This window comes from Pseudoalteromonas piscicida (assembly GCF_000238315.3).
GTDB classification, from domain to species: Bacteria; Pseudomonadota; Gammaproteobacteria; order Enterobacterales; family Alteromonadaceae; genus Pseudoalteromonas; species Pseudoalteromonas piscicida.
The window spans coordinates 3,623,006-3,648,454 of the sequence record NZ_CP011924.1 but is presented as its reverse complement, the minus strand read 5'-3'; the positions used below and the strand labels follow the sequence as shown (position 1 = coordinate 3,648,454).

The following is a 25,449-nucleotide window of genomic DNA, read 5'->3' as shown; positions in this document are numbered from 1 at the left end:
TGACTCCTAAAGTTGATGGAGGCAGGTTAAAACCTCAACCCATGTTAAGGTCAATAGGTATTTTTACTTTTTCAGCCATTATTTCTATCACATAACAAGATGTCACTTTGTTATCCAAACCTCTGGTTAACTAGGCAAATAACTGATGCACTTTTTTGTTCGGCAAAGCGAGGCGTTTAGCTTCTGCCACAACCAGTGGCTTCGACATAAAATAGCCTTGCGTTTGATGACAATAAAGCCTTGATAACGTATCAAGCTGCGCTGCCGTTTCAATACCCTCGGCTGTCACGACAAGGTTAAAGCTGTGCGCAATCGCACAAATCGCTTCAATGAGTTGCGTCGCCTTACCGCCCAGCTCAATGCCGGACATAAAAGCCCTATCTATTTTAATGCCATCCACGGGAAGATGATTGAGCCGGGCAAGGCTGCTATAACCTGTGCCAAAGTCATCAATATAGATGCCAAATCCCGCTTGATGAAGTTGTTCCAGCGGCCCTATAAGCATGTTTTCCTCTGCCATCATAGCGGATTCTGTCAACTCAAGCTTAATTTGTTTCATCGCAACATTTTCATCCTCACAGCGAGACACTAACCAATCGATAAATTCCTGCGACTGGAGTTGCAACGGAGAAACATTAACCGCAACAAAAAGGGTGCTGTCTCCTACGACATTGATAAAATTGAGCGCCTGATCAAATACCCAGCAACCCAGCTCTGAAATCTTCGCGCATTGTTCTGCGATGGGAATAAATTCCGCAGGACTTACTTCTCCAAGTATTGGGCTATTCCAGCGTAGTAGCGCTTCGAACCCTTTTAAATTCTGCCCTTTTTGACAATAAACGGGCTGCAAATTCAGGCTTAGTTCGCGAGACATCACTATTGCCTGTAGCGCTTGCTCAATCTGGATCTTTCGACCTGCTTCGCAAGCGATAGCATTCGTGAATATATGATAAGTGTTCTTGCCTCGCTTCTTTGTCTCATACATTGCAATATCGGCATCATGTAATAGCTTCTCTGCATCGCAATGTAGACACGGAACGGTAAAGTGACGTACGCCAACGCTACCACTTACACAGTGGCTGTTACCCTGATACAGAAATGGCGCTCGGATCCGCGCAAGAATATCTTCAAGCACCCCCTCAATTGGTTCATGTAGATGCTCATCGTAAATAAGGACGGCGAATTCATCACCGCCAAGCCGGGCAATATCGGCATAGCTACTAAGCAGCATACGCATTCTTGTTGCAAATTCGATAAGCAGCTTATCGCCAGCTTGATGGCCTAAGGTATCGTTTATTAGCTTAAAGCGGTCTAAGTCAATATATAGCAAAGTAAACTTGGCGCGTTTACGCTCACGGAGCTTATCAACCAAAGACACAAAGCTCTGACGATTTAGCAGATCGGTCAAGCTGTCATGTTGGGCTTTATATCGCAATTGTTCTTGGAACAGTTTAGCCTGAGTAATGTCCGTCACTCTCCCCTCATACAAGCAACTATCCGGTTGATGCAGCCAATGCCCAGAATGCCTAAGCCAGATATGCTCTCCTGATTCTGCTTTTGCTAACCACTCCATTTCTTGGTGAGCTTGCTTAGTGGCAACAATCTGGTTCCACTGCTCATGACACTCAGCGTCTTGCATAAGCGCACTAAAGTCTGTATTTGGCGAAGGAATACGCCCACCAAAAAGTAACGCATTGAAAGCGGGGTTGGAGTCAATGATGTAGCCTAGGCGGTCTAGTACAAATAAACCTTCATGGCTATTAACGAATAAACTTTTATACTTACGCTCTGCAGCGACCTGTTGCTGCAAAGCCCCTAACCGCTTATTAGATTCGACTTGTAATCTGTGATTAGACACCTCTAGGCTTTTTGTTCTTTCAACAACTAAATTATTGACGGTGTCATTGCGGTTTTTCAGTTGCCTTAGCTGGAGCCACACCAATAAAATACAGGTGGCCAAAATACCTAAAAACAGTACAATCAGTACGCTATGGTTATTTAACCAACTTGGATGTAAACACGCCTCGTCATACAACTGCATGGTAATGGGCAAACCATAAAAATTAATGGTGTGTACCGCACTTGGCGTTAAATTCTGAAGGTCGAAGCGTTTTTGCCAATCGGAGCTATAAATAATTTCATTTTTTGAAGAGACCAATAAGTGTTGCTTACGCTGCTGATATAATTGGCCAAATAGTGAATCCAATAAAAAAGGTAACTCAAAACTTAATCCCAGTAGCGTTTTAAACTCTCCAAAACGCGGTTGTTCAATCAATACACTAAGTTTTTGCCTATTTGGCCAGACATAGGTCGTTAAGTCATTCTCATCCCGCTCTGCAAAAATATCTCTCTCAAGTACCTCCGCCTGCCCGACGGTCTGACCAACTTCAGACACAGGTGCTGCACGGGTAACCACCAACCATTGGTTAGCCTGCTTATCTAGATTGCCTCTAACTTTAAAGTCAAAATAGCCTCTTTCTCGCTGCACTTTCTCTAATATGGAGAATTGTTCAGGTGAAACCACTGCGTATGTTTCCATACTCAACCCTAAATTCACCGTGGTAAGTTGTGATTGCGCTATCTCATAAAAGTCTGCATCTTGATGGGTGTTGAGGTAGGCATCTATCGAATACAGAAGGTGAGCAACGTGTTGCAACTTACTATCCAGTAAGTATTCTAATCGTGTCAACTCCTGCGCACTTTTGCTTTCTGATTGGTTTTGGTAGTAAACATTCGCTATCAAGCCAACATATATCAAACAGACGAACAACAATGTGAACCCCAACACGGGAAGTCTTCGCTTAAAAACCTGTTGAGCACTCTGGAGAATGGCATTTGTAAAAACGCGTCGTTTAATTCTGGACATCTTCATCGAACATTGTATGCTACACCCATTCGATAATAATTCTTATTTGCAATGAATAAAAGTAAACTTTTCCTTTTTTTGCTCTTTTGGGTACATTTTGGTCAAGCGGTTGCAAAGCAGCCCCACACCTCGCAAGTAAACGTCTATTCATTTAGAAAATATGAATTAATTCAACCTGTCCTCCAAGCATTTGAAAAAGAGACTGGGCTCACCGTAAACCTAGTAAATGGCAAATCAGCACAACTGCTTGAGCGTCTCAAAAGCGATGGCGCCGACTCAAAGGCCGATGTGTTGCTCACCTCAGATCTAATTCAGTTGCATGATTACAAAGCACTACTGCGTCCTATCGACAAGATCACAAATTGGCAAGCAGTAAATCATGAACTGAAGGATGATGATAAGCGGTGGATCAGTGTTTCGATAAGGACACGCGCATTATTCCGTAAAAAAGGCGTTTCAACACCGTTGCCGGAGCACTTTTCGGATTTAGATAAAGCGCTTTACAAGGGTAAGTTTTGCATTCGCCAGTGGTCTCATAGTTATAACTTGACGTTAGCATCGAGCCTCTATGCTTCTTCAAATAGCAATGACTCCTCATGGCTCAATCACGCTAATACGCTATTAGCAAAACGCCCTGTGGGAGGAGATAGAGAGCAACTACGAGCGCTTGCACAAGGTCAATGTGAATTTGCGCTGGCGAATCACTATTACTGGAGCATGATGCAGCACTCCGAAAATAAGCGCGATAAGGCACTTGCCGAACAACTAGAGATCCACTTTCTGAAAATGCACTCGGGAAAAACGCCTATTTCTACCACCACGGTTGCGATAGCAAAGCACTCACCCAATGCACACAATGCCGAGCTATTTATTGATTTCTTGCTGAAACCAAGCACTCAGTCCATGTATGCTAATTTGCTTCATGAATATCCTGTGATCCAGAGCTCGAACATGGCTCCGGCTCCATTTGTTCCCGCCACGAAACAAGTGAAGCTCGGTCTGCAGCAAGTGACACGAGCCCAGCGAGTTATTAACTCACTCAGCAAAGATCACTTGTAAGTTACAGTTAAAGACCGGCACTGGTCCATCGAAAAGCTGCTGGCGGGTAAATGTTTTTGCAGGCTTGGGCCCTTGTAATGTCTGCACTGTATGTTCGCGCTCGGCATACACTTGTTGGTAGGGGTGCTGCTCGGGTTTCTCACGCCATGTGAGCGTGAGAGAATTACTTTCATATGTCCAACGCCCCCGATACTCAGTGCCAACCTGCTGCCAATGACCATTGGGTTTCAGCTGCAATTGGATAGAATCATCTTTACATTGGTGGGCAAACAATAGATCTGGCAATGCTTGAGCAGCTCTGTTTTGCACCAGATACAACCCCGCGTTATTCGGTGTATAACGGTGCCCTTCCATATTAAATTCTGAAATTGTCAGGGTATCAAAACCAATCTTTTTCACCACATATTCGATATCCCTAAGCCAATTGTCGCCAGAAGTCATCGGTGGAATATTTAATTGTGCGCTCTCATATTGTAGCGGTACGGGAAGCTCGGTAAAACGATAATGAATATCTCGCTTTTCTAGCGCTTGAACTAAGTTAGCTCTAGTATCTTCATCAAGACCGGATTCAAAGATATGTAGGGTTTGGGTGCTACAGCCACTCAATAATAAAGTAGCAATTGCGAAAATACGTTGCATTGTCATCCTTGGTGTTACGCCTCGGTTTGAAGTGCACCTAATCTGGGAAGTACACTTCTACCTCAGTCTTATTAATACTTCAAATTAACACCTAGACAACCAATTTTCAACAGACGCTTTTGGGTAGAGAATATCTTTAAACAATCGATGCTGTTGATGACGTAGATGCCGCTCCTGACTTGGCAGCCCGGCTTGCACCTGGCTATGATGCTCATTAAATCGAGAGATGACAGAGAGCTTATCCTTGGCTTGCGTGAGAGACTCATTGACATAGTGACGTACATCATCCGCGGTCATTAGATCTGTCTTATCAACGTTCATAAGCTCTTTTCTTAATGCTGTGCGAATACCCATCGTTGCCTCCATAAAATACTGATAAAAACAAATCGCGTGGTCGGCCTGCAAGATACACACCAAATGCTTCAATAATGTTAAAGACCTCGGATTTAACGAAAAAGTTTCGTCATTCACCATAGTAATTTTATATACTGTCGTATAAGGCAATAAGACACTGGCTGTGTTAGGTAAATACGGCACGTTGAGGTTATTAAAATGCAAGATGGGTTTATTGAAATTGAGCTCGAAGAAGAGCCGATAGAATTGTGTAACCTTTTGAAAGTGCTCGACTTAGCAGAAACTGGCGGACATGCTAAGTTATTGATCACTGAAGGTTATGTAGCAGTCAACGATGAAATATGTACACAAAAACGTAAAAAGATTTATTCAGGCGATATTCTGCATTTTGATGGTGATGAATTTCATTTAACCTTAGCACCTGATGCTACGCCGCAATCGCGAGCAGTTGCCACTCCACGCGCCGAAACGGCACCAACGCCGAGTAAGAAAAAACGACAAAAGTCAGGAAAATCTTACACACAAGTGGACAAAAATACAGGCCGAAAACCCATTTCCTTTGGCTAGCAATCCCACACGCTGACGTATTTAATTACAAAAATGCTCACCTTTTTAGTGCACCGATGCCTCGCGAAAGTGCACTTCCCCCTTGAAAAAGTCCCCAATCAACACTAGGACTATAGCAGTACAAAAAAACGGCAAGTCTGCAACTGGTACATTCTATGCACCTTGTTTTGCATTTTTAGAACAAAACCAATTCACTTAATTGGATGCTCTACTGCCCTCTTATATAGAGCAAATCTTAAGTGCAGTTGGTATAAGGAAAGGGTCAAGCATGAATAATTCATATAACACCCTGGCTCAGCTTACCGTCGGCGAGCGTCAGGTCCATATTCACTCACTTCCAGCTTTAAGCGATAGGGCAAGAAGATTACCGTTTTCGCTTAAAATTTTATTAGAAAATTTACTGCGTCATGAAGATGGCAAAAACGTGACTGCTCAAGACATCGATGCCTTACTCAACTGGAAGCCGGAAGATAAACCAAGTAAAGAAGTTGCTTTCACGCCCGCGCGCGTCGTGATGCAAGATTTTACAGGCGTACCAGCTATCGTGGACCTTGCAGCAATGCGTGATGCCATGGCAAAACTCGGTGGTGATCCCAACAAAATCAACCCTTTATCACCCGCTGAAATGGTCATAGACCACTCAGTACAAGTAGACGAATATGGTCACGATGGCACCTTTGATCTTAATGCTAAGTTAGAATACCAACGCAACAAAGAGCGCTATGAATTTTTGCGCTGGGGGCAAGGCGCGTTTGACAATCTAAAAGTGGTGCCACCCGCAACCGGGATCGTGCACCAAGTTAACCTAGAGTATTTAGCACGTGTCGTATTCGAAAAAGAAATCGATGGTATGCCATTCGCCTACCCTGATACATTAGTGGGTACTGACTCTCATACAACAATGATCAACGGCCTTGGCATTTTAGGTTGGGGCGTAGGCGGTATCGAGGCCGAAGCCGCTATGCTTGGTCAGCCAATTTCACTGCTCATTCCTCAGGTCGTTGGTTTTAAACTTGAAGGACAGCTGCCTGAAGGCACAACCGCAACCGATCTGGTACTCACCGTGACACAAATGCTACGTGAACACGGCGTAGTGGGTAAGTTTGTCGAATTCTTTGGGGATGGTTTAGCTGACTTACCACTTGCCGATCGTGCCACTATCGCCAACATGGCACCTGAATACGGGGCAACCTGCGGTATCTTCCCCATTGATAACGAAACCTTGGAGTATCTACGACTAACCAATCGTGATGAAGAAAAAATTGCATTAATCGAAGGTTATGCCAAGCATCAAGGCATGTGGCGAGAACCTGGAGATGAACCACTTTACACCGACGTATTAACACTAGACTTAGCGACAGTGGTTCCTAGTCTTGCAGGTCCTAAGCGCCCACAAGATAGAATTCCTCTCAATGACGCAGGCAAAACAATTCAAGCCCATTTGGGTGAATTCCAACATGAGCGCAGTGAAAAAAATGCCGTGTCAGATCAAGATGAAGCTCGTACTGTTGGTGAAGGCGGGACTTCTCGAGTCGATCAAGATGAGCCCGCAACGCTTGGCGTCGGTAAGGTTAAATTTAAAGATCAAGAGTTTGAATTGGTCGATGGCGCCTGTGTTATTGCCGCTATCACAAGTTGCACAAACACCTCTAATCCAAGTGTTATTCTTGCCGCAGGCCTTGTTGCACAAAAAGCCAAGGCACTTGGCTTAAAACCTAAGCCCTGGGTGAAAACCTCATTGGCTCCTGGCTCAAAAGTAGTTACCGATTACCTAAAACAAGCCGACCTATTGGAGCCACTTGCTGAACTTGGTTTTGATTTAGTGGGCTATGGCTGTACGACTTGTATCGGCAATTCAGGCCCCTTACCAAAAGAAATTAACGAAGCCATCGTTAAACATCAGCTGGTTGTCAGTTCCATCTTATCAGGAAACCGCAACTTTGAGGGACGGATCCACCAAGATGTTAAAATGAACTTCCTCGCCTCGCCGCCACTTGTCGTTGCCTATGCACTTGCAGGTCGCACTGATATCGATGTCTACAATGAGCCATTGTGCCAAACCGATGATGGCCAGGATGTGTTCTTAAAAGACATTTGGCCATCAGTCTCTGAAGTCAGTGAACTTGTGTCTCAGACAGTCACACAAGCCATGTTTGAGAAGAACTATGCAGACGTTTACCAAGGCGACCAACATTGGCAACAAATCGCGGTAAATCAGAGTGAGCGCTATGATTGGCAAGATAGCTCTACTTATATTCGAAAAGCCCCTTTCTTTGATGATATGAGTAAAGAGCCACCAGGGATCCCAAGTATCAAAGGCGCACGCTGTCTCGCTAAACTGGGCGACTCAGTGACGACTGACCACATTTCTCCAGCGGGTAATATTAAAGCTTCGGCACCAGCAGGGGAGTATTTACAAGCGCAAGGAGTGAAGCAAGCTGATTTTAACTCTTATGGTTCGCGTCGTGGTAACCACGAAGTCATGATGCGAGGTACGTTTGCAAACGTACGCTTACGCAATCAATTGGCTCCAGGTACCGAGGGTGGTATTACCCGCCTATTACCTGAGGGCGAACTTATGAGTATTTTCGATGCGGCAGAGCAATATCAGCAGCGGAATACGCCACTCGTTGTACTCGCGGGCAGTGAGTACGGCACGGGTTCATCACGAGACTGGGCCGCTAAAGGGTCTTTACTACTTGGGATTAAGGCCGTACTTGCTAAAAGCTACGAACGTATTCACCGTTCGAACCTCATTGGTATGGGAGTGTTGCCGCTACAATTTAAACCAGATGATGGCCACGAAGAGCTAGGATTAACTGGCGAAGAAGAGTTTGAAATTGAAGGGATATACGACACATCAACCGAAGTGATAGTCACGGCAACGAATGCGGATGGCAAAGAAATCAAGTTTTCGGCGGATATCCGGATCGATACCCCTAAAGAGTGGGAGTACTACCAACATGGGGGAATTTTACAGTACGTCTTAAGACAAATGCTATAGGCCTCTTTTGGCAATACTTTAATGGAAAAGACGGCACCGGCCGTCTTTTTTAAAACCTGCGAGTGTAAATCAGCGTAATGGTATTGATGCCACCATCATCAAACGCACTGCCAATTCCAAACTTCAGCGCCGATTGTGAACTAAACCAATAATCAGTCTGTAACTCCACTACCGATTGATCAAAATCATCTTCTCGTAATCGAGCTGATGCAGATATCTGCCAATTCTTAGCCAAATAATAGCCAGCATGGACCTGCCAAAAGTCGATGTCTGCTGCGACTTTTTGCATTTTTACATCCCATCCAACGCCATTATCAATCTCTGTATAACGAAAAAATGGCGCAATTGCCGTTTCTGTATCTCGTTCATCCACTCCGTAGTTATCAAATTCTGAGCGCTCACCGATGAGCGTAACCCCAAGCTGCATATTATCACTAACAAAACGTCCCACTTGGACCAGCGCTATCGTATCTCGCGTCGCAGTAAAAAGTGCAGAGTCATCTCTAAATTGGGTTACATCTACAGCAACTCGCCAGTCTCGCCCAATAAAGAATTCAGCATCGGCTTGGTAAAGGTGCCAATCATCATTTTTAAAACCACCTATAGAGAAGTTGTTACTCTTTTGCAGGTACCCCTGTAAACCATAGGGTGTGCCATCATTCTTTAACTCAGTAAGATAGTGTCGATACTGAACACCTAAGAATCCATCCTCAATCTCTAAAAACTCTCCGAAGCCAACACTTACTTCATGAGAGTTGGCTATACTGAAGCCTGAATAAAATAACAGTCCTATCAGCGATAATGCTTTCATACTTTCCCCTTTATGTTAATGAAACGATTGTAACTATGAAAAAAAATCGCCATAGTAAAAAAATGTAAGCATATGTATTCAAAAGAGAGACAAGCATGGCAATCTGGTTCAAACCCGTAAGTGTAGAGTTGTGCAAAAAGCTGGAAGATGGCATGACGGGTAAAGGTACGCTCATGAAAACGTTAGGGATAGAAATCAGCGAGGTGGGTGACGACTACTTAGTTGCTACTATGCCAGCCATTCCTGAACACCATAACCCTATGGGTATGGTCCATGGCGGCGCAAACGTTGCTTTAGCGGAAACCGTTGCAAGTTACGCAGCAAACTTTGTTGTAGATACCGAACAATTCTACTGTGTAGGGCAGGAGATCAATGCTAATCACTTAAAAGCATCAAGAACAGGCATACTCACAGCTATTGCTAAACCTGTACATCTCGGTAAACGTTCATCTGTATGGGAGATCCGCATCACTAACAGTCGCAATGAACTATGCTGTATTTCCCGAATGACCGCCGCCGTAGTATCACGCTAAAACTTGATCTATCACAACTACAAAAACGCAAAACCACCTCATCATTATTGCAACACACAAAATAGTGAGGTGGTACTGTGTCAACTCAAAAGCTTTGGCCTCTGCATATGCTCATCGTAGCGGGATTGATTTTAATTTTTACGGGCCACACCATGTTAACGAGCGACTGGTTGAATGATCTCGGTCCGAGCGGTTTTATAATTGGTGCGAGCTGTGTCGCGCTCGGTCTCATTTGTTCTTTACCGACTAAAATATATCTGACCATTTTACTAATGCGTCGAGAGCACCGAGATTAGCGTATACCAGCTTGATATTGGGCTGGTTTTACTGCACCCTGAGCGTCTAGGTTTATGAAGGTACTCAGTTTGTGGAAAAGGTCGACACTCTAATTATTGGCGCTGGCGTTGTAGGCTTAGCAATAGCAGCAAAACTCAGCCATAGCCGCAGCGTTATTGTTATCGATAAAGAATCTCGTGTTGGTGAGCATACAAGTAGCCGTAATAGTGAAGTGATCCATGCGGGCATTTACTACCCTTATGGTAGCTTAAAGCACCAGCTCTGCGTTCGAGGAAAAGCACTCCTTTACACACACTGTGAACAGCTAAACATCCCCTTTCATCGACTCGGTAAATTCATTGTTGCGACAAACGCAGAGGAAGCGCAAAGCCTAGAACAAATAAAGACTCGTGCCCATGCTAACTCTGTCACGGATATTGACTTTGCTTCATCCAAGACCATCGTTCAACAGCTCAGCCATTTGAAAATACATAGCGCACTATTCTCTCCCTCCACCGGTATTTTAGACAGTCACCAATTTATGCTGTCACTCATCGCTGAGATTGAAAGTAATGGGGGGATTGTTGCGACGCAAAGTGAGTTTATGCACGCACAGCAATTAGGCAGTGATTTTATTGTTGCGTTGCGCTGCAATGGCGAGCAGTTCGAAATGGGCTGTAGCCAGCTGATAAACAGCGCTGGGCTGAACGCCCCTGATGTGCTCAATAAAATTACCGGTGATAGCAACAAAGCCATCGCCTATTATTGTCGTGGCCGTTACTATCGCTATCAAGGTAAGCACCCTTTTCAACAGCTCATCTACCCTCTACCTAACACGCATGGATTGGGCGTACACGCGACATTAGATTTAGCTGGGCAACTCAAGTTTGGCCCTGATACCGACTATATTGAAAACATTGATTATCAGTTTGATGACTCCCAAAAAGCGCGCTTTGTCGCGGCAATAAAGCGATACTGGCCAACTTTGGATGAGAGTAGGCTCACAGCGGATTACACTGGGATAAGACCTAAATTAAGCAAAGAAAAGCAAAGCGACTTTGTAATTCAGTTCGAGGCAACCCATGGAATATCAGGCTTTGTTAACTTAATGGCGATTGAGTCACCGGGATTGACCGCAAGCCTCGCCATTGCAGAATATATTGAACAACGACTTTAACGCTGGTTTTCCTCCAGCGCCTTTTCAAGCTGTTTCGTTCTATCATCCATCAGCTGTTGGATGTTTTTCGCATCTTCCATCACCTGTTTTACCGCTTTTGGATTTAATGCCGTTGGTAATGCCGAAGCAGCTTCTTTACTTACGGCTTGCTCTGGCTGTTTATTCAGAATGCTCGTGTCTTCGGCTGCTATCACGGTAATTTTGCGCTCGTCTAATTGATAGTGCTGCGACTCGCCGTTTGGATTGGGTTTATCAGAGTAGTGCCATTGTCCTTTGGCGTCCTGCCAACGATACACTTGTACCCCTGATGTAGGTTGTTGAGTATCGTCACTCACAAGCTCCTTCGTGTGTGTTTTCACTTTATCAAGCGCTGTCACACCTTGATACGTTAATTCTGTTACCTGCTGCTCAACCTTGTTGGTCAACGAATTTACATTTAACCATGGCTTTCCATCAGGGCGCTTCAATACAAACAAACTGGCTAACGCCACCAGCATTATCATAATCATCAAGTAACTTGCGGCTTTCATCTTCATACTCTGACTTTCCTTAGAGCCCATACTTTAACAGTATCAGCTTAAATTGCTCCGTTTTTTTAAAGTCAGCATAAAAGCGATTGAAGTCATCACACAATTTTTTCGCTCTTTGAGTGCGACCAAACTGCAATTGTAACGGTGCCACATCCGAAACGCCGCGCACGCTGATGGTACTTTTTAATACTGGATATTTCAGCTGTAACCAACGCAGTGTTGGTGCGCCAACAATAGAAAAAGCAAGACTTTTGTCACTTCCGCCCGCAAGCACGGACAAGATATCAAATTCTGAGTAGTAGTCTTTGCGCTGCAGCAAATTACTGTCAAAATACGGCTCTAACTGAGGGTAGGTATAGCCAAATCGACCTAAAAATAGATGCTCATTTAAGCCGTTTACATCAAAGTGTTCAGCCTGCTTGTGTGTAACAAAGACATCTTCAATTGTGTAAATTGGCGCGCTCCAACACATTTGCATTGTGCCACGATACCAATGTTCAGACTCCATCCGCACATCAACATTCCCTCGCTCGATTTCTACAGACGAACGCTTTTCTGGATAAACAGGGTAATTTGGTTGGTAATGATATTGTGCTGCAAACAGCTCGAAAATATCAATAAGCACACCCTGCTCTTGGGCATGTTCGATAATAAAGGGAGGATAATACTGCACTGCAAAGTTAATAAACGTTTTGCTTTCTTCCGCGGTTTTAGCGTGGCCAGCAAAAGACAAGGTACAACTAAGTAGCAATAATAACATCGTCTTTGGAAAGTAGATCAAAGCCACCTCCAAGACCTTGAACAAATAATAGACTAAGTATGACCGATCGCAGGAATTTTCCAAGTCAAAAAACCAGCCACACTCAAATCTACTATATGAACATTGCGGATCTAAATACCATCACCATCAATATGCAACCCACACTCACGATTTAGACCGAAGAAGCGTGTTTCTTCCTCTGTCATACCAGGTTCAAGCTTACGGGTGGTGTGAACATCCCCCATAGAAACATAACCTTGTTCCCAGAGTGGGTGATAAGGCAAATCAAACTTTGTAAGATATTGATACACATCACGATTATGCCAGTCAATAATAGGGTAAAACTTGACCGTGCCGCGACTGAGCTCAACGATTGGCTTATCCGCACGCGTTGAAGACTGTTGACGACGTAAGCCACTGAACCAAGTACCTGCGCTAAGTTCACGTAACGCTTGAGTCATCGGCTCAACTTTGTTTAGGGTATTGTATTTTTTAATCCCTTCTTCGCCTTGCTCCCATAACTTACCATACACCGCTTCTTGCCAAGCAGGACTCTGCTTAGCACGGTATATTTTAAGATTGAGTGCCAAACGCTCTGACAGTGATTCAATAAATTGATATGTCTCAGGAAACAAATAACCCGTATCAGTAAGTACTACGGGAATATCAGGCTGCTGCTGAGTCAAAAGATGTAACATAACCGCAGCTTGAATACCGAAACTAGAAGACAAAAAGTGAGTATCCGGTAAGTTTTCCAGTGCCCAAGCCACTCTCTGCTCGGCAGTTTTATCACTCAGTAGGACATTAGCATCCGCGAGTAGCATCTGCTGAGTTGTGCTGTCCAGAGTCAATATTTGCTTAAAATCACTCATTTTCTCATCCAATGGGCAGCCTAGCTGCCCGTTCTAAATCAAGCGTGGAAATCAGTTTTTGACACTTTTACTTCCGCAACGATTTCTTTGCGGATGACATAGTCACCAAAACATTCATCTTCGCTGCGCTCACTGACCCACTGACCAATCAACTCATCTAGCGCTGGCAGGAAGACGTCTTCGCCGACATTCTCCAAATACAACTTAGGAATGCGAGTACCTGCACGGTTACCACCTAAATACATATTGTATTTGCCAGGTCCTTTACCCACGAATCCAACCTCAGCTAGCATCGCTCGGCCACAGCCGTTAGGACAGCCAACTACACGAAGGATAATATTCTCTTCAGCAACCTCATGCTTGGCGAGCAACCCTTCTACCTTTGTCACAAGCTCAGGTAAATAGCGCTCCGCCTCAGCCATCGCAAGTGGACACGTCGGTAGCGATACACATGCCATCGAGTTTTTACGCTGCTCTGAATGCGCGCTATCTATCAAACCATGCTCGCGGGCAATTTGTTCGATTTGTGCTTTATCCTCAGCTGCAACTCCAGCAATAATTAAGTTTTGGTTTGCTGTCATGCGGAAATCCCCTTTGTGGATTTCTGCAATTTTGCGACAACCTGTTTTAAGTGGTTTATCTGGGAAATCTAAAATACGGCCATTTTCGATAAACACCGTTAAGTGATGCTTACCATCAATACCTTCAACCCAACCAAAGCGGTCACCACGGTGGGTGAATTCATAAGGACGGCTTGGCTCAAACGTCATACCGGCACGGTTTTCAACTTCCGCTTTAAACGCGTCTGTGCCAAATGTATCTAGCGTATATTTAGTTTTTGCATTTTTACGGTTTACTCGGTTACCCCAGTCACGTTGCACAGAAACCACATGCTCAGCAACGGCAAGTGTATGCTCAAGCGGAATAAAGCCAAGGTCATCAGCTTTACGTGGATAGGTATTAACGTCACCATGGGTCATCGCCAAACCACCACCCACAAGCACGTTAAAGCCAACTAGCTTGCCTTCATCTGCGATAGCAACAAAGTTGAGATCATTGGCATGCACATCGACTTCATTATTCGGAGGAATAGTAACGGTGGTTTTGAATTTACGTGGTAGATACGTATCACCCAAAATCGGCTCTGCCGTTGTCTCGGTTTTTTCACCGTTCAACCAGATTTCAGCGTAAGCTTTGGTTTTAGGTAGTAAGTGCTCTGAAATTTTAGCCGCCCACTCGTACGCTTCTTGGTGTAACTCAGACTCGACCGGGTTAGTTGTGCATAATACGTTGCGGTTTACATCCCCCGCCGTCGCAATAGAATCGATACCTACGCTATTCAGCAGTTGGTGCATCCCTTTGATGTTTGGCTTCAATACACCGTGGAACTGGAAAGTTTGGCGCGTTGTCAGACGAATGCTGCCATACATGGTTTTATCCGCTGCAAACTCGTCAATCGCCAGCCACTGATGTGGTTTTATGATACCGCCTGGCATACGAGCACGAAGCATCACGTTATGCAGTGGCTCAAGGCGTTGCTTAGTACGCTCTGGGCGGATATCGCGGTCGTCTTGCTGATACATACCGTGGAAACGGATCAATTGGAAGTTATCCGCAGTAAAGCCGCCGGTTAGTTGATCGGTCAGATCCGTTGAAATTGTGCCACGTAAGTGGGCACTTTGTGACTTCAAACGCTCATTATCAGAAAACTTTGCGTTTGCATCGAGCTTACTATTCGGTTTGATTTCAGAATTGCTCATTGTCTTTCCTACATTAAAATTGGCTGACGGTATAACAAGACGCGTTAGTAAACGTCTTTCTGATAACGGTTTGCGCTACGCAATGCTTTAAGGTATTGCTCAGCTTGTTCATCATCTTTCCCTCCATGGGTTTTAATGATGTCGATAAGTGCTTGGTGTACATCTTTGGCCATTCTGCTAGCGTCACCACAGACATAAAAATGAGCGCCCTTTTCAAGCCATGCAAATACAGCTTCGCCCTTCTCGCGCAGTCTATCTTGCACGTAAATCTTTTCTGCCTGATCACGACTAAATGCCAAATCTACATGTGTTAATAAACCCGACTTTACGTAATTTTGAATTTCTACTTGATAAAGGAAATCTTCTGTAAAGTGTGGATTACCAAAGAACAGCCAGTTTTCACCCTCAGCGTCACGCGCCTCACGCTCTTGCAAGAAGGCTCTGAACGGTGCGATACCTGTACCTGGGCCAACCATGATCACAGGTGTAGCATTGTCGACAGGTAACCTAAAGTTGTCGTTATGCTCACTGAATACTTTCACTTTCGTACCTTCTTCAGCACGATTCGCCAAATAACCTGAGCAGCCGCCAAAATGCTTTTCACCAAAGGTATCAAATTCAACTAAACCTACGGTTAAATGCACCTCTTCTTCCACCTCAGCTTGGCTTGACGCGATAGAGTACAGGCGCGCTTGTAATTTGCGACAACAATCAACTAGCGCTTGCGCCTCAATGTTGGCAGGATTTTGCTTAATCACATCGAAGATTTGACGTTCTTCAATATAAGCACGCAATGCCGCTTTATCGTTTGCAAGTGCGCTTAGTTCCTCATTCCCAGTCGCAATCGCATACTTCTCAACAAAGCCAGGATACGACTGTGTTAGCTCAAGATGTTCAATCAACGCCGTTTCTAATGAAACGGTGAGTTCACCTATTTTTACGGTTTGTGTTTTGTCGAGTTTTAAGACGTCGATCACCGCCGCCACTTCTTGTGGATCATTTAAGAAATACACGCCAAGTGAATCACCCGGCTGATAAGTGATATCGGAACCTTCAAGCGAAATTTCAATGTGACGCACATCTTTGCTTGAGTTTCTGCCAGTGATCTTTTGTACCACACTAAGCTCGGCCGCGAATGGGTTTTGCTTTGTATATTGGCTCGCTGCGGCCTGAGGCGTACCAAACGGCATGCTGATAACGTTACCACCACCCGCTTGCTGCTGAGCTTTAAGCGCAGGCTCCAACGCATCTAGCGCCTTTGCGATCCACGCCTCTGCTTCAGCTTCATAATCCACATCTAAGTCAGCACGCGGCACAACAATTTCAGCACCAAGGGCAGCCAAGCGCGCTTCAAAATCCTTTGCTGTTTGGCAGAAGAATTCATAACTTGAATCACCAAGGCCAATCACAGCTTGCTTTACACCTTCCAGTTTAGGCGCCTTCTTACCGGCTAAGAATTCATGCAATGCTTCTGCATCTTCTGGTGGTTCTCCCTCACCGTAAGTAGAGACAGCAATCACTAAGAACTTCTCTTTTTTCAGGTTGGCTGGTTTGTAGTCAGCCATATTGACCAACTTAGTCGTCAAGCCACGCGCTTCCGCCTGAGCTTTAATTTGGTTTGCAACCCCTTTTGCGTTACCGGTTTGTGAACCAAATAAAATAGTCAGAGGTGCAGACTCGTCAGCGCCCGCTGTTGCTTGTCCAGCAATACCTGATAATGCAGCTGAATTTGCGGTTGCAGCTAAATAGCCACTCACCCATGCCTGTTGGATTGGATTTAACTCTCCAACTAAGCCTTGTAGTTTTTGCAGTTGTTCATGTGTCAGCGGACTTGCTGCAGCATTAAGTTGACTTAACAACATCATGGATCCCCGTACCCAAAAGGTTTTGCTTGCTCATTGCATAACTGGCTCGCACGCAGCGTAGCCTACTTTTATTAGCGTGAAGCATACGTGGCAAATTGAGAGATCAAAAAGAATAGAATCTGCTTTTATATTCCTTTTAGTTATTGAAGATTGAAAAGTCCAAAGAAAACAGATTAAAAGAAGTTCGATATTTAACCGCCAAAAAGTTTAACATTGCCGTAACAGTTTTGATGCAAAATCAAACTGTCATACACAGACAAATCAATAATACAGATAATCATAATAATGAGACTAACAATGAAACACGGGAAATATATAAACCTAATACTCAGTTCTTATTGCTCAATACTCAGCTTAAGCGCTGTTGCAGAAGTTACAAATGGCAGTTTTGAGAGCTGGAGCGGTCAAGTCCCTAGTGGATGGACGACGATAGACTCGGGCATCACACTTAGCTCGGTTACGACACCAATAAAAGACGGTAATCGTGCCGCAGCGGTACAGGTAACCACTGCTACACAAAGTAGCACAGACTTACAACAGCAAGTAAACGTTGAAGCTGGTAAAAGCTATCAATTTAGTACTTGGGTCTATCACACGGAAGGTGGTGTCAAAGCACGATTAGTGGTGGATGGCTATCATGGCTATTCAGATCAGTTCAATATCGGGCAGTGGCAACAACTTAGCTATACCTACACCGCAACTGCAACCACAGCAATTAACGTTGGCTTACGTTTTTACGATGGCAGTGGTTTTGACGGTAATGAAACTGTCTACGTTGACGGCTTTGGTCCAACTTCTACCACACCAGAGCCGCCTCAGAGCTGTCAAAATAATAGTGTCACTCTCGCTTTGATGACCGATAATTATGGTAGCGAAACAAGCTGGCAAATCACTAATACAGCAAACACAATAATGGCTAGTGGTAGTGGCTATAGCAATAATCAATCGGTAAACGAAAATCTATGCCTTAACGACGGTAGTTATACGTTTACGATTTTAGACAGCTATGGCGACGGAATTTGTTGCACCAATGGTAATGGCCAGTATACCTTAACGCACGCTGGTACAACGCTCGCTTCCGGCGGCCAGTTCAGCAATCGTCAAGATCATGCCTTTACGCTTGGCACAGCCACACCGCCCCCTTCAGGCGATGGTTACTATGCCTCAGCTGCTGGACTTAGCGGTTATGCACTGAAAACAGAGTTACACCAGATTATTCGTAACCACCAATCACAAGGTTATTCTGCTATTTGGAGCTTTATCGATCAGAACGAGCGCGACCGCTATTTTGAAAAAGATAACAGTATATTAGATCGCTACTCTGAAAAGCCAACGGCAAATGATAGTGTTACTTATGTCTCTACCGGCTCACAATGCGGCAGTTACAGCGGCGAGGGCGATTGCTATAATCGTGAACACTCATTCCCTAAATCTTGGTTTGGTGGCCAAGTAGAACCGATGAATTCAGATATCCATCATATTTTTGCTTCCGATGGCTATGTAAATTCAAAGCGCAGTAACTATCCATTTGGTGAAGTAGGAAGCGCTTCTTATACCTCAAGTAATGGTAGTCGCTTAGGTTCTGCATCTGGTATTAATTACAGCGGTACCGTATTTGAGCCTATTGATAGTTTCAAAGGAGATTTTGCTCGTGCCTACTTCTATATGGCAACGCGTTATCAAGATGTGATTGCAAATTGGCAAAATAATACCAGCTACAGTAATGCGGTACTCAATGGCACCCAGCAGCAAGTCTTCGAAACTTGGGTCGTCAACATGCTAAAAAGATGGCATAACGAAGATCCTGTCGATGCCCTTGAGCAAGCGCGCAACCAAGCAGCTTATGAATTTCAGGGTAACCGAAATCCATTTGTAGACCATCCAGAGTTCGTCGAAGCAATTTGGTAACTATAAATAAAAAAGGCCAGTAACTGGCCTTTTTTCAATAACATCATTTTGGCTAATATTTAGCGAGGGTTAATTGTAAGTGGCTCAATCGTCACTTTCGCATTACCACTTGCGCCCATATGCCCGTTGTAAGTTTGTCCTTCAAACAAGGTGTAAAACACATCAACGTAGTCATCATCGTTAGTAAACCAATGGCTTGGCATCGCTTTGATCAATTGATTCGTCAGTTGCGGGATAATCGCATAACCTTGAACATTAGGATCAGGAATAGCGCGCATCACTTGAGTCACAATATCCAAAAGTGTTGTTGCTAAGTCTTGATAGTTAGTATTGTCGTCTTGCTCCATCAGCAATAGATCTGCCGCTTGCCAACGATATCGCTCCCAATGAATGATAATTTGATTAGGCGTATAGTCCGTACCATCGTGGTCCAAATATGGCATATCCACAATATCCAGAACGGGCTCATCTCGGGATGGGTTGACACCTGTTACAATGCCGTAAACTTCCGCAGCCCCAGATACCCAAGGCTCTTCATCGTCATTTAGTCTGATTTTCTTCAATACACTGGTTGAAATCGGCTCAGCATCATCGTTGCTCTGCACAGCTGTTGATGGCATTGCTAAGCCTTGCTTGGCAAACACTTGCTTCATTACCTGAATGCCTTCTTGTTTTACCTTGTCACTATCAAGTTCAACGATTAGCACAGGTCGCTCTGGCATTGTATGTGCGTCAAGTAAATGCAATTGGCCATGCTCATCAAAGGCCTCTACATATTGCCAGTGCTTATCATCACCTTTAGGCGCAAAAGCAATTAATGGCGCTTCACCTTGTTGCCACTTTGTTAGCATTTCGCTAGAAGCAATACGCAGCTGATACAGATTAGAGCTATAGTCAGTCAGACCTTTTAATGAACGAGTATACTGGTTCGCTTCTGTCATGAGCTGCTTAGTCGCCCCCTGAACTTGTAGCTGCTCCAGTGAAACGGCATCCTGATACTGGCTAAGTTGAGTTTGAACTTGGGGGCCTACGTGATTAAGTGATAGTGCTAATTTTTTCGCAATTTGCTTCTTTATATCAGCTACTTGAACTGGTGCAGCGTTAAATTTATCAAGCTGCTTAAGTGAACTGTAGGTATTAAGGCTAGCCTTGTCTGCCGCAAAACTTGCGAAAGACATTCCGCCGAGCATGGCTATCATTAGGGTAGAAAGGGTTACATGTTGTTTCATCTTGCGTTCCTAGAAATAATCCGTGTTATGGAATAAACAAGATAAAACAACAAAAATAAATTATCAATACATTAACATAGTTAACATATAAAACAATTTAATCTAGCTTTTAGAGTTTTTATTCTTCTACTGGATAGATAGTAATTTCTATACCGGCACCTATTGCAGAGATCCTAAGCAACGTATCTGCCTGTAGTGCTTGCGAAAAGCACTTGGGTGACTTGCCTGAGTTAAAGCCAATATCAAAAGTTCGCTTGGTACAACCTAGCCATTGCTTAAGTGCCGCTTTAGAGCAAGACTCAATTAACTCACACAGTTGATTAATCGCTTTGTCAGGGGTTAATTCATTGGTATTTGCTTCGATGCGAGCCAATTGACGATAGTCATCTTGATCGTAATGCAGCACGATAGCATTTTTCTTTAAATCCGAAACTAGCGCACTGATATCCTGCTTTGACTCCAGTTCCAAATCGACATTTAAAAATTGAATTTCAGACATGTATTAAAAGCTACCTTGTAAAGCTAAATCTAGTAATGACTTATTTATCAGAGTGATAAGGACATTACTTATTGGACAATGCGACAATTTGTCACATTCTACGCACCGTGCGTTATAGTTATCATACTCACGAACAACTAGAATAACATATTGTGATGATTAAAAAACTGCTAAAACCCGCACGTAAACTCCACAAATACCTTGGCTATTTACTGTTTTTACAGATCTTTGCTTGGCTATTAGGCGGGCTGGTCATGAGCGCGCTCCCATTGGAAAAGATCCATGGTAAACACTTAGCGCATAGAAGCTTAGACAACCCCTTCCCCACTGCTGCGTACCAAGCTGATCTCAATCAGTTAGTACAAAACACAGTGCAAGTACGTCAAATCCAGTTCGGCCATTTTCTCGATACTCCCATCATCAAACTCAACCAAGATGAAAAGCTCATTTTCAACGGGATAACAGGCGCACCTTTTACCACACCAAATCAACAGAAAATAATACAACAGGCCAATCAACACCTATTAATTGCAGCGGATGTGAGTCATATTGAACGACTTGCCACAGCTCCCAGAGAAGCAGGTTACAAGGAGGATGTTTGGCGAGTCGAGTATAACGATATCCTCTCCACTACGCTGTATCTAAGTGCAGCCAGCGGTAAAGTTGTGACGGTTCGTAGTACGCTGTGGCGCATCTTTGATTTTTTTTGGATGTTACACATTATGGATTACGACGAACGTGAGGATTTTAATAACCCCTTGCTCATTTCCTTCGCCGCTACGAGTGTGCTCTTTTGTCTAACAGGGATATTGTTATTATTGCAATCTCCACCTTGGCGAAAACGTCGCCCTGCTCTTAATAAATAAAGGGGTTTACCGTATACGCTTGTTAGTATTGATGATTTTTTTGATATAGTGACATTCCCTGTATTCCACCATTTGGTGAGAGGTTATGTCACGATATTGCTATATCTTAGCGCTTAGCTTATTTGTATTAACAGCCAACGCTCAAGAATTCACGTCTTTCTCAAAAGCAAAGAAACATTTATCACAACAAGTTACTGACAATACCCGCACGCTTTATTGTAATTGTAATATCAAAAAGCAAGGCAAAAAGCTGGTCCCAGATCCCGCAAGTTGTGGTTATACCCCGAGGTTACCTTACACTCGCAATGGCAAAGAAAACGCCCGTGCTCAGCGCATTGAGTGGGAGCATATCGTGCCTGCGTGGGAATTTGGACATCAGTTGCAGTGCTGGCAAGATGGCGGAAGAAAGCACTGCCGTAAAGTCAGTGAGCAATTTAGGAGGATGGAAGCTGATATTCACAATCTTGCTCCAGCGATTGGCGAAATCAATGGGGATCGATCTAATTTCCGTTTTGGTATGTTACCTAGTACTGAAGCAAATTATGGTGCGTGTCCAGTCAAGATAGACTTTAAATTACGCCGAATTGAACCTCCAGAATATGCAAGAAAACGCATCGCTGAGGCGTATTTTTATATGGAAAAAACCTACGGGCTAAAAATCTCCCCACAACAGCGGAAATTATTCACGGCTTGGCAGAAACAGTGATTGCGAGATAACCCAAGCAGTGCTAGTTTTTAGTCATACAACTAAAACAGGAACGTGAATACGATGCAACGTATTACTCTAGTTTTCGCATCAACAGCAATGAGCTTGTTATTAGCCGCTTGTGGTGGCGGTGGCAGCGATTCATTAGGCACCGATAATCCAGGTAATAACACGGGACAAACCGAGCCGCCAACTTGGACGTTTAATCAATTTCCTGCGTCAAGTCAGTTTATTAACTATTGTGCCTCCCCAAGAACGGGTACAGACAAATATAACAACAACCAACCTTATCCTGATAAGGGTGGTACGGCGATGCATGAAAAAATGTGGCTCCGCTCTTTTACCAACGAAACCTACCTTTGGTACGACGAAGTACTAGATAACGACCCAACACAATTCGATACCGTTATTGATTACTTCGAGCAATTAAAAACAAACCAAACAACGGCGTCGGGTAATGCCAAAGATCAATTTCATTTCTACGAATCTTATGAAAGCTTCCAAAAAGAAGCGCAATCGGGTGTTGCGACCGGTTATGGCATTCGTTGGGCGGCCATATCCACATCACCACCACGTAATTTTACTGTCGCCGCAGTAGAGCCTAATTCACCAGCCGCGAATGCAGGGATCGTACGTGGAGATAAGATCCTCTCGATAGATGGCGTCGACTTTATTTCAAGTGATAATACCGCTGCGCTAAATGCTGGCCTATCACCAGAGCAAAGCGAGCCACATAACTTTGTATTTGAAGATAAATCAGGCAACGAAAAATCCGTTACCCTGACTTCAGTCGATATTGAAACCTCACCGGTGCAAAACGCTAAAGTCATTAGTTATGGCGGTAAGCAGGTTGGTTATGTGCAGTTCAATCAATTTATTCCAACAGCCCAAGAAGGGTTGGTTGAAGCCTTTACTCTATTTAAAACACAAGAAATAGACGATTTAGTACTCGACATGCGTTACAACGGCGGTGGTCGCGTCATTATGGCAGCACAACTAGGCTATATGGTTGCAGGCAACAGCAGCCTAAATAAAACCTTCACTTATAGCACCTTAAATGACAAGCGTACTGCTGAAGAAGAACGAACAGAATTTGAGTCTAGAGCTATTAACTGGGCTGAAAACAAGTTTACATCCACCACTTTGCCCACCGTAACCTTACCTAGAGTTTATATCCTCTCGACACGAGGCACGGCCTCTGCCAGTGAAAATGTAATTAATGGCCTGCGCGGCATTGATGTTGAAGTCTTTTTGATCGGTGGTACCACTCGAGGTAAGCCCTATGGCTTTGTGCCCGCGCAAAACTGCGGCACGGTTTACTATACCATTCAGTTTGGTTCAGAAAATGCCAAGGGCTTTGATGCTTATGCTGATGGCTTTACCCCTTCAGGAGCGTCAAGCAGCGGTGAAATTGGTCTGAGCGCACAAGTGCCAGGTTGTATTGTCGCAGATGACTTCTCAGCACCGCTAGGCAGTCAAGAAGAAGATCTTTTCGCCGCAGCACTGACGCATATAGATACCGGTCGTTGCCCAAATGTAGCGCAATTTGCGCCTACTGCTCAGCCACAGTATCAAAATAAGGAGCATGCGGTTACGCTCCCAGTCTATCCACTGCGAGAAAATGCAATTTTAATGAAGCCCAAGGAGCCGCAATAATGGCGCTGCTAAAAGCGGTGAAAATCACCGCTTTGGCTTTATTGATGCAAGCGTGCAATAGCGCGCCTGCATCAACTTCGGTTAATGAAGCTGTACTCTCGACATCTTCGCCCGAAGTGTTATCACAACTCAAGCAAGCTATAGTAAAACTCAAAGGCGGTTTACCACCGACTCTCGCAAGTACCGTTTTTCAACGTAGCCCAACACTACTGCTTGAGCATGGCCAAAGCCTAGATGGCAATGGCAGTCCAATTTTAGGCGCACATAATCTCGCTTATGAGAGTTTCATCTTGCAGCTTCGTGACACCCAGTGTGTGCTCTACTATCCGAAAAAGGATACTTATGTCGTGCTCAGTAAAGTTAGCTGCAAAAAGCTGGAAAAATAACGCCAGCCGTAATTCTCTTAACCTCATACCAATTGTATTAGGTAAATGAGCTATTTGAAGCGGAGAAATAACTTTAGTAGCTCCGCTCTCGCGTCCTGCTACCGCCAAGGTACCTATATCCATATAGGCAAGGCAAAAATTTTGCTATTTAGTTGTTCTAAATGAGAAATTTTTAACGACGCTAATATGGTATTTCACCCTTCAAATTGATTGGAGACTTAGTGCAATTGGTATCAGTTCAGGTTAGCAAAATGGCGCTTTAACACGTCACATAATGCCTGTACTTTGGCCGTTCGATGAACCAGTACATGGGTAACTAGCCAAACTTGGCTTAGCCATTTTAACTCATCACGCAACACCGGCTGTAAATCTGGGTAACGTTTTGCTACATCGTGCTGTAGCCCACCAATACCTAAGCCATTAACAATGGCACGCGACGCATCTGACGTTTCAGATACCCTAAGCGTCACTTGTGTCTCAGGGATATGTTCATCTACCCAAGCGAAATATGGCACTCTTGCATTAAATCCGGCCACACCAGAGACAAAGTAATGCGCCTGTAACGCTTCAAGTGTTTTAGGGATCCCCATACGCTTGATATAGCTTGAAGACGCATACAAGCCTGCTTCTAAAGTATTTAGATGCTGCACTATGTAGTCGGGCTCATCGGGCTTTGGTCCTGCCCTCACCGCTACATGCGCCTGTCCGTGATCTAAGCGTAAACGCTTTTGGTCGAGAATGACTTCAAGTTGTACCTGTGGGTGTAATTGCTGAAAAGTCAAACAAGGCTCCGAGAGCATATCCATAAAGCCACTGACCGTTGTCACCAAAAGCTTACCTCTAAGCTGACTGTCCGAGGCAACAATAGAAGTACTCAACTCCATCAAGCGCTCGTCTATTTGACTCGCCGTCGCAAGTAGCTTTTCTCCTGCCTGTGTTACCTGATAACCTCGGGCATGACGGTGAAATAACCGCGTTCCCAATGCTTCTTCTAAGCTATTTATTCGTCTCAGTACCGTACTGTGGTGGATCTCTAAATGCTCAGCCGCCGCTGATAAGGTGCCAAGCTTGGCAACCGTGTAAGCGACCTTAAGATCCTGCCAATCTGTGAATTTATCCATAACCA

23 protein-coding genes are annotated in these 25,449 nt (G+C 44.3%); 11 read left to right on the top strand and 12 right to left on the bottom strand.

Annotated elements, in window-relative coordinates:
- Positions 1-130: 130 nt before the first annotated feature.
- On the bottom strand, positions 131-2,788 hold the full coding sequence (locus PPIS_RS16665; protein ID WP_021032600.1) for a putative bifunctional diguanylate cyclase/phosphodiesterase: 2,658 nt from the start codon (positions 2,786-2,788) through the stop codon (positions 131-133).
- Positions 2,789-2,944: 156 nt separating this feature from the next.
- Here PPIS_RS16665 and PPIS_RS16660 point away from each other — a divergent pair, with 156 nt between their 5' ends.
- Positions 2,945-3,925, top strand: coding sequence for an extracellular solute-binding protein (locus PPIS_RS16660; RefSeq protein ID WP_248694199.1), 981 nt, complete (start codon positions 2,945-2,947; stop codon positions 3,923-3,925).
- On the opposite strand, the gene PPIS_RS16655 is transcribed toward PPIS_RS16660, so the two are convergent.
- Together PPIS_RS16655 and PPIS_RS16650 are read right to left on the bottom strand one after the other, a co-directional pair.
- The gene (locus PPIS_RS16655; protein WP_010376246.1) at positions 3,902-4,564 is read right to left on the bottom strand and encodes a hypothetical protein; all 663 of its coding nucleotides are present in this window, start codon (positions 4,562-4,564) and stop codon (positions 3,902-3,904) included. The two genes, PPIS_RS16660 and PPIS_RS16655, sit on opposite strands and share 24 nt — an antisense overlap.
- Positions 4,565-4,648: 84 nt before the next feature.
- Entirely contained in the window at positions 4,649-4,918 is a 270-nt protein-coding gene (locus PPIS_RS16650) for a hypothetical protein (protein ID WP_010376248.1), read from the bottom strand.
- A gap of 198 nt (positions 4,919-5,116) precedes the next feature.
- Between PPIS_RS16650 and PPIS_RS16645 the strand changes: the two genes are divergently transcribed.
- Complete coding sequence (locus tag PPIS_RS16645) at positions 5,117-5,485, top strand: RNA-binding S4 domain-containing protein (RefSeq protein ID WP_010376249.1); 369 nt, start codon at positions 5,117-5,119, stop codon at positions 5,483-5,485.
- A 268-nt stretch (positions 5,486-5,753) separates the two neighbouring features.
- Complete coding sequence (acnA, locus tag PPIS_RS16640) at positions 5,754-8,489, top strand: aconitate hydratase AcnA (protein WP_010376251.1); 2,736 nt, start codon at positions 5,754-5,756, stop codon at positions 8,487-8,489.
- Between the two features lie 49 nt (positions 8,490-8,538).
- On the opposite strand, the gene PPIS_RS16635 is transcribed toward acnA, so the two are convergent.
- Positions 8,539-9,300 (bottom strand): hypothetical protein, encoded by a 762-nt coding sequence (locus PPIS_RS16635; RefSeq protein ID WP_010376253.1) that lies wholly within the window; start codon positions 9,298-9,300, stop codon positions 8,539-8,541.
- A gap of 95 nt (positions 9,301-9,395) precedes the next feature.
- Here PPIS_RS16635 and PPIS_RS16630 point away from each other — a divergent pair, with 95 nt between their 5' ends.
- From PPIS_RS16630 to PPIS_RS16620, 3 genes are all read left to right on the top strand, one after another.
- Positions 9,396-9,833 carry a PaaI family thioesterase gene (locus PPIS_RS16630; protein WP_010376255.1) on the top strand — a complete coding sequence of 146 codons (438 nt, stop codon included), beginning with the start codon at positions 9,396-9,398 and terminating at the stop codon, positions 9,831-9,833.
- Positions 9,834-9,910: 77 nt separating this feature from the next.
- The gene (locus tag PPIS_RS25425) at positions 9,911-10,129 is read left to right on the top strand and encodes a hypothetical protein (protein ID WP_010376257.1); all 219 of its coding nucleotides are present in this window, start codon (positions 9,911-9,913) and stop codon (positions 10,127-10,129) included.
- Between the two features lie 71 nt (positions 10,130-10,200).
- On the top strand, positions 10,201-11,286 hold the full coding sequence (locus tag PPIS_RS16620; protein ID WP_010376258.1) for an NAD(P)/FAD-dependent oxidoreductase: 1,086 nt from the start codon (positions 10,201-10,203) through the stop codon (positions 11,284-11,286).
- Here the strand turns inward: PPIS_RS16620 and PPIS_RS16615 are convergent.
- The 5 genes from PPIS_RS16615 to PPIS_RS16595 form a co-directional block, all read right to left on the bottom strand.
- The gene (locus PPIS_RS16615) at positions 11,283-11,822 is read right to left on the bottom strand and encodes a DUF4124 domain-containing protein (protein WP_010376260.1); all 540 of its coding nucleotides are present in this window, start codon (positions 11,820-11,822) and stop codon (positions 11,283-11,285) included. The genes PPIS_RS16620 and PPIS_RS16615 overlap by 4 nt on opposite strands.
- A gap of 13 nt (positions 11,823-11,835) precedes the next feature.
- Positions 11,836-12,603, bottom strand: coding sequence for a hypothetical protein (locus tag PPIS_RS16610; RefSeq protein ID WP_010376262.1), 768 nt, complete (start codon positions 12,601-12,603; stop codon positions 11,836-11,838).
- A gap of 104 nt (positions 12,604-12,707) precedes the next feature.
- Complete coding sequence (locus PPIS_RS16605) at positions 12,708-13,448, bottom strand: phosphoadenylyl-sulfate reductase (RefSeq protein ID WP_010376264.1); 741 nt, start codon at positions 13,446-13,448, stop codon at positions 12,708-12,710.
- 38 nt (positions 13,449-13,486) lie between these two features.
- A complete protein-coding gene (gene cysI, locus PPIS_RS16600; protein ID WP_010376266.1) occupies positions 13,487-15,208 on the bottom strand; it encodes an assimilatory sulfite reductase (NADPH) hemoprotein subunit in 1,722 nt (573 codons plus the stop codon).
- Positions 15,209-15,252: 44 nt separating this feature from the next.
- Entirely contained in the window at positions 15,253-17,070 is a 1,818-nt protein-coding gene (locus PPIS_RS16595; RefSeq protein WP_010376268.1) for an assimilatory sulfite reductase (NADPH) flavoprotein subunit, read from the bottom strand.
- Positions 17,071-17,370: 300 nt separating this feature from the next.
- Here PPIS_RS16595 and PPIS_RS16590 point away from each other — a divergent pair, with 300 nt between their 5' ends.
- A complete protein-coding gene (locus PPIS_RS16590; protein WP_010376271.1) occupies positions 17,371-18,981 on the top strand; it encodes an endonuclease in 1,611 nt (536 codons plus the stop codon).
- A 59-nt stretch (positions 18,982-19,040) separates the two neighbouring features.
- Here PPIS_RS16590 and PPIS_RS16585 read toward each other — a convergent pair whose 3' ends face one another.
- Entirely contained in the window at positions 19,041-20,210 is a 1,170-nt protein-coding gene (locus PPIS_RS16585) for a DUF3103 family protein (protein WP_010376273.1), read from the bottom strand.
- Between the two features lie 118 nt (positions 20,211-20,328).
- The gene (locus tag PPIS_RS16580; protein WP_010376275.1) at positions 20,329-20,709 is read right to left on the bottom strand and encodes a hypothetical protein; all 381 of its coding nucleotides are present in this window, start codon (positions 20,707-20,709) and stop codon (positions 20,329-20,331) included.
- A gap of 155 nt (positions 20,710-20,864) precedes the next feature.
- Here PPIS_RS16580 and PPIS_RS16575 point away from each other — a divergent pair, with 155 nt between their 5' ends.
- The 4 genes from PPIS_RS16575 (at position 20,865) to PPIS_RS16560 (ending at position 24,323) form a co-directional block, all read left to right on the top strand.
- On the top strand, positions 20,865-21,575 hold the full coding sequence (locus tag PPIS_RS16575) for a hypothetical protein (protein WP_010376277.1): 711 nt from the start codon (positions 20,865-20,867) through the stop codon (positions 21,573-21,575).
- Positions 21,576-21,660: 85 nt separating this feature from the next.
- A complete protein-coding gene (locus PPIS_RS16570) occupies positions 21,661-22,281 on the top strand; it encodes an endonuclease (protein WP_010376279.1) in 621 nt (206 codons plus the stop codon).
- 63 nt (positions 22,282-22,344) lie between these two features.
- Positions 22,345-23,937 (top strand): S41 family peptidase, encoded by a 1,593-nt coding sequence (locus PPIS_RS16565; protein WP_010376281.1) that lies wholly within the window; start codon positions 22,345-22,347, stop codon positions 23,935-23,937.
- A complete protein-coding gene (locus tag PPIS_RS16560) occupies positions 23,937-24,323 on the top strand; it encodes a hypothetical protein (protein ID WP_010376283.1) in 387 nt (128 codons plus the stop codon). The genes PPIS_RS16565 and PPIS_RS16560 overlap by 1 nt, the downstream gene beginning before the upstream one ends.
- Positions 24,324-24,556: 233 nt before the next feature.
- Here PPIS_RS16560 and PPIS_RS16555 read toward each other — a convergent pair whose 3' ends face one another.
- Positions 24,557-25,444 carry a LysR family transcriptional regulator gene (locus PPIS_RS16555; RefSeq protein ID WP_010376285.1) on the bottom strand — a complete coding sequence of 296 codons (888 nt, stop codon included), beginning with the start codon at positions 25,442-25,444 and terminating at the stop codon, positions 24,557-24,559.
- Between the last annotated feature and the right edge of the window lie 5 nt (positions 25,445-25,449).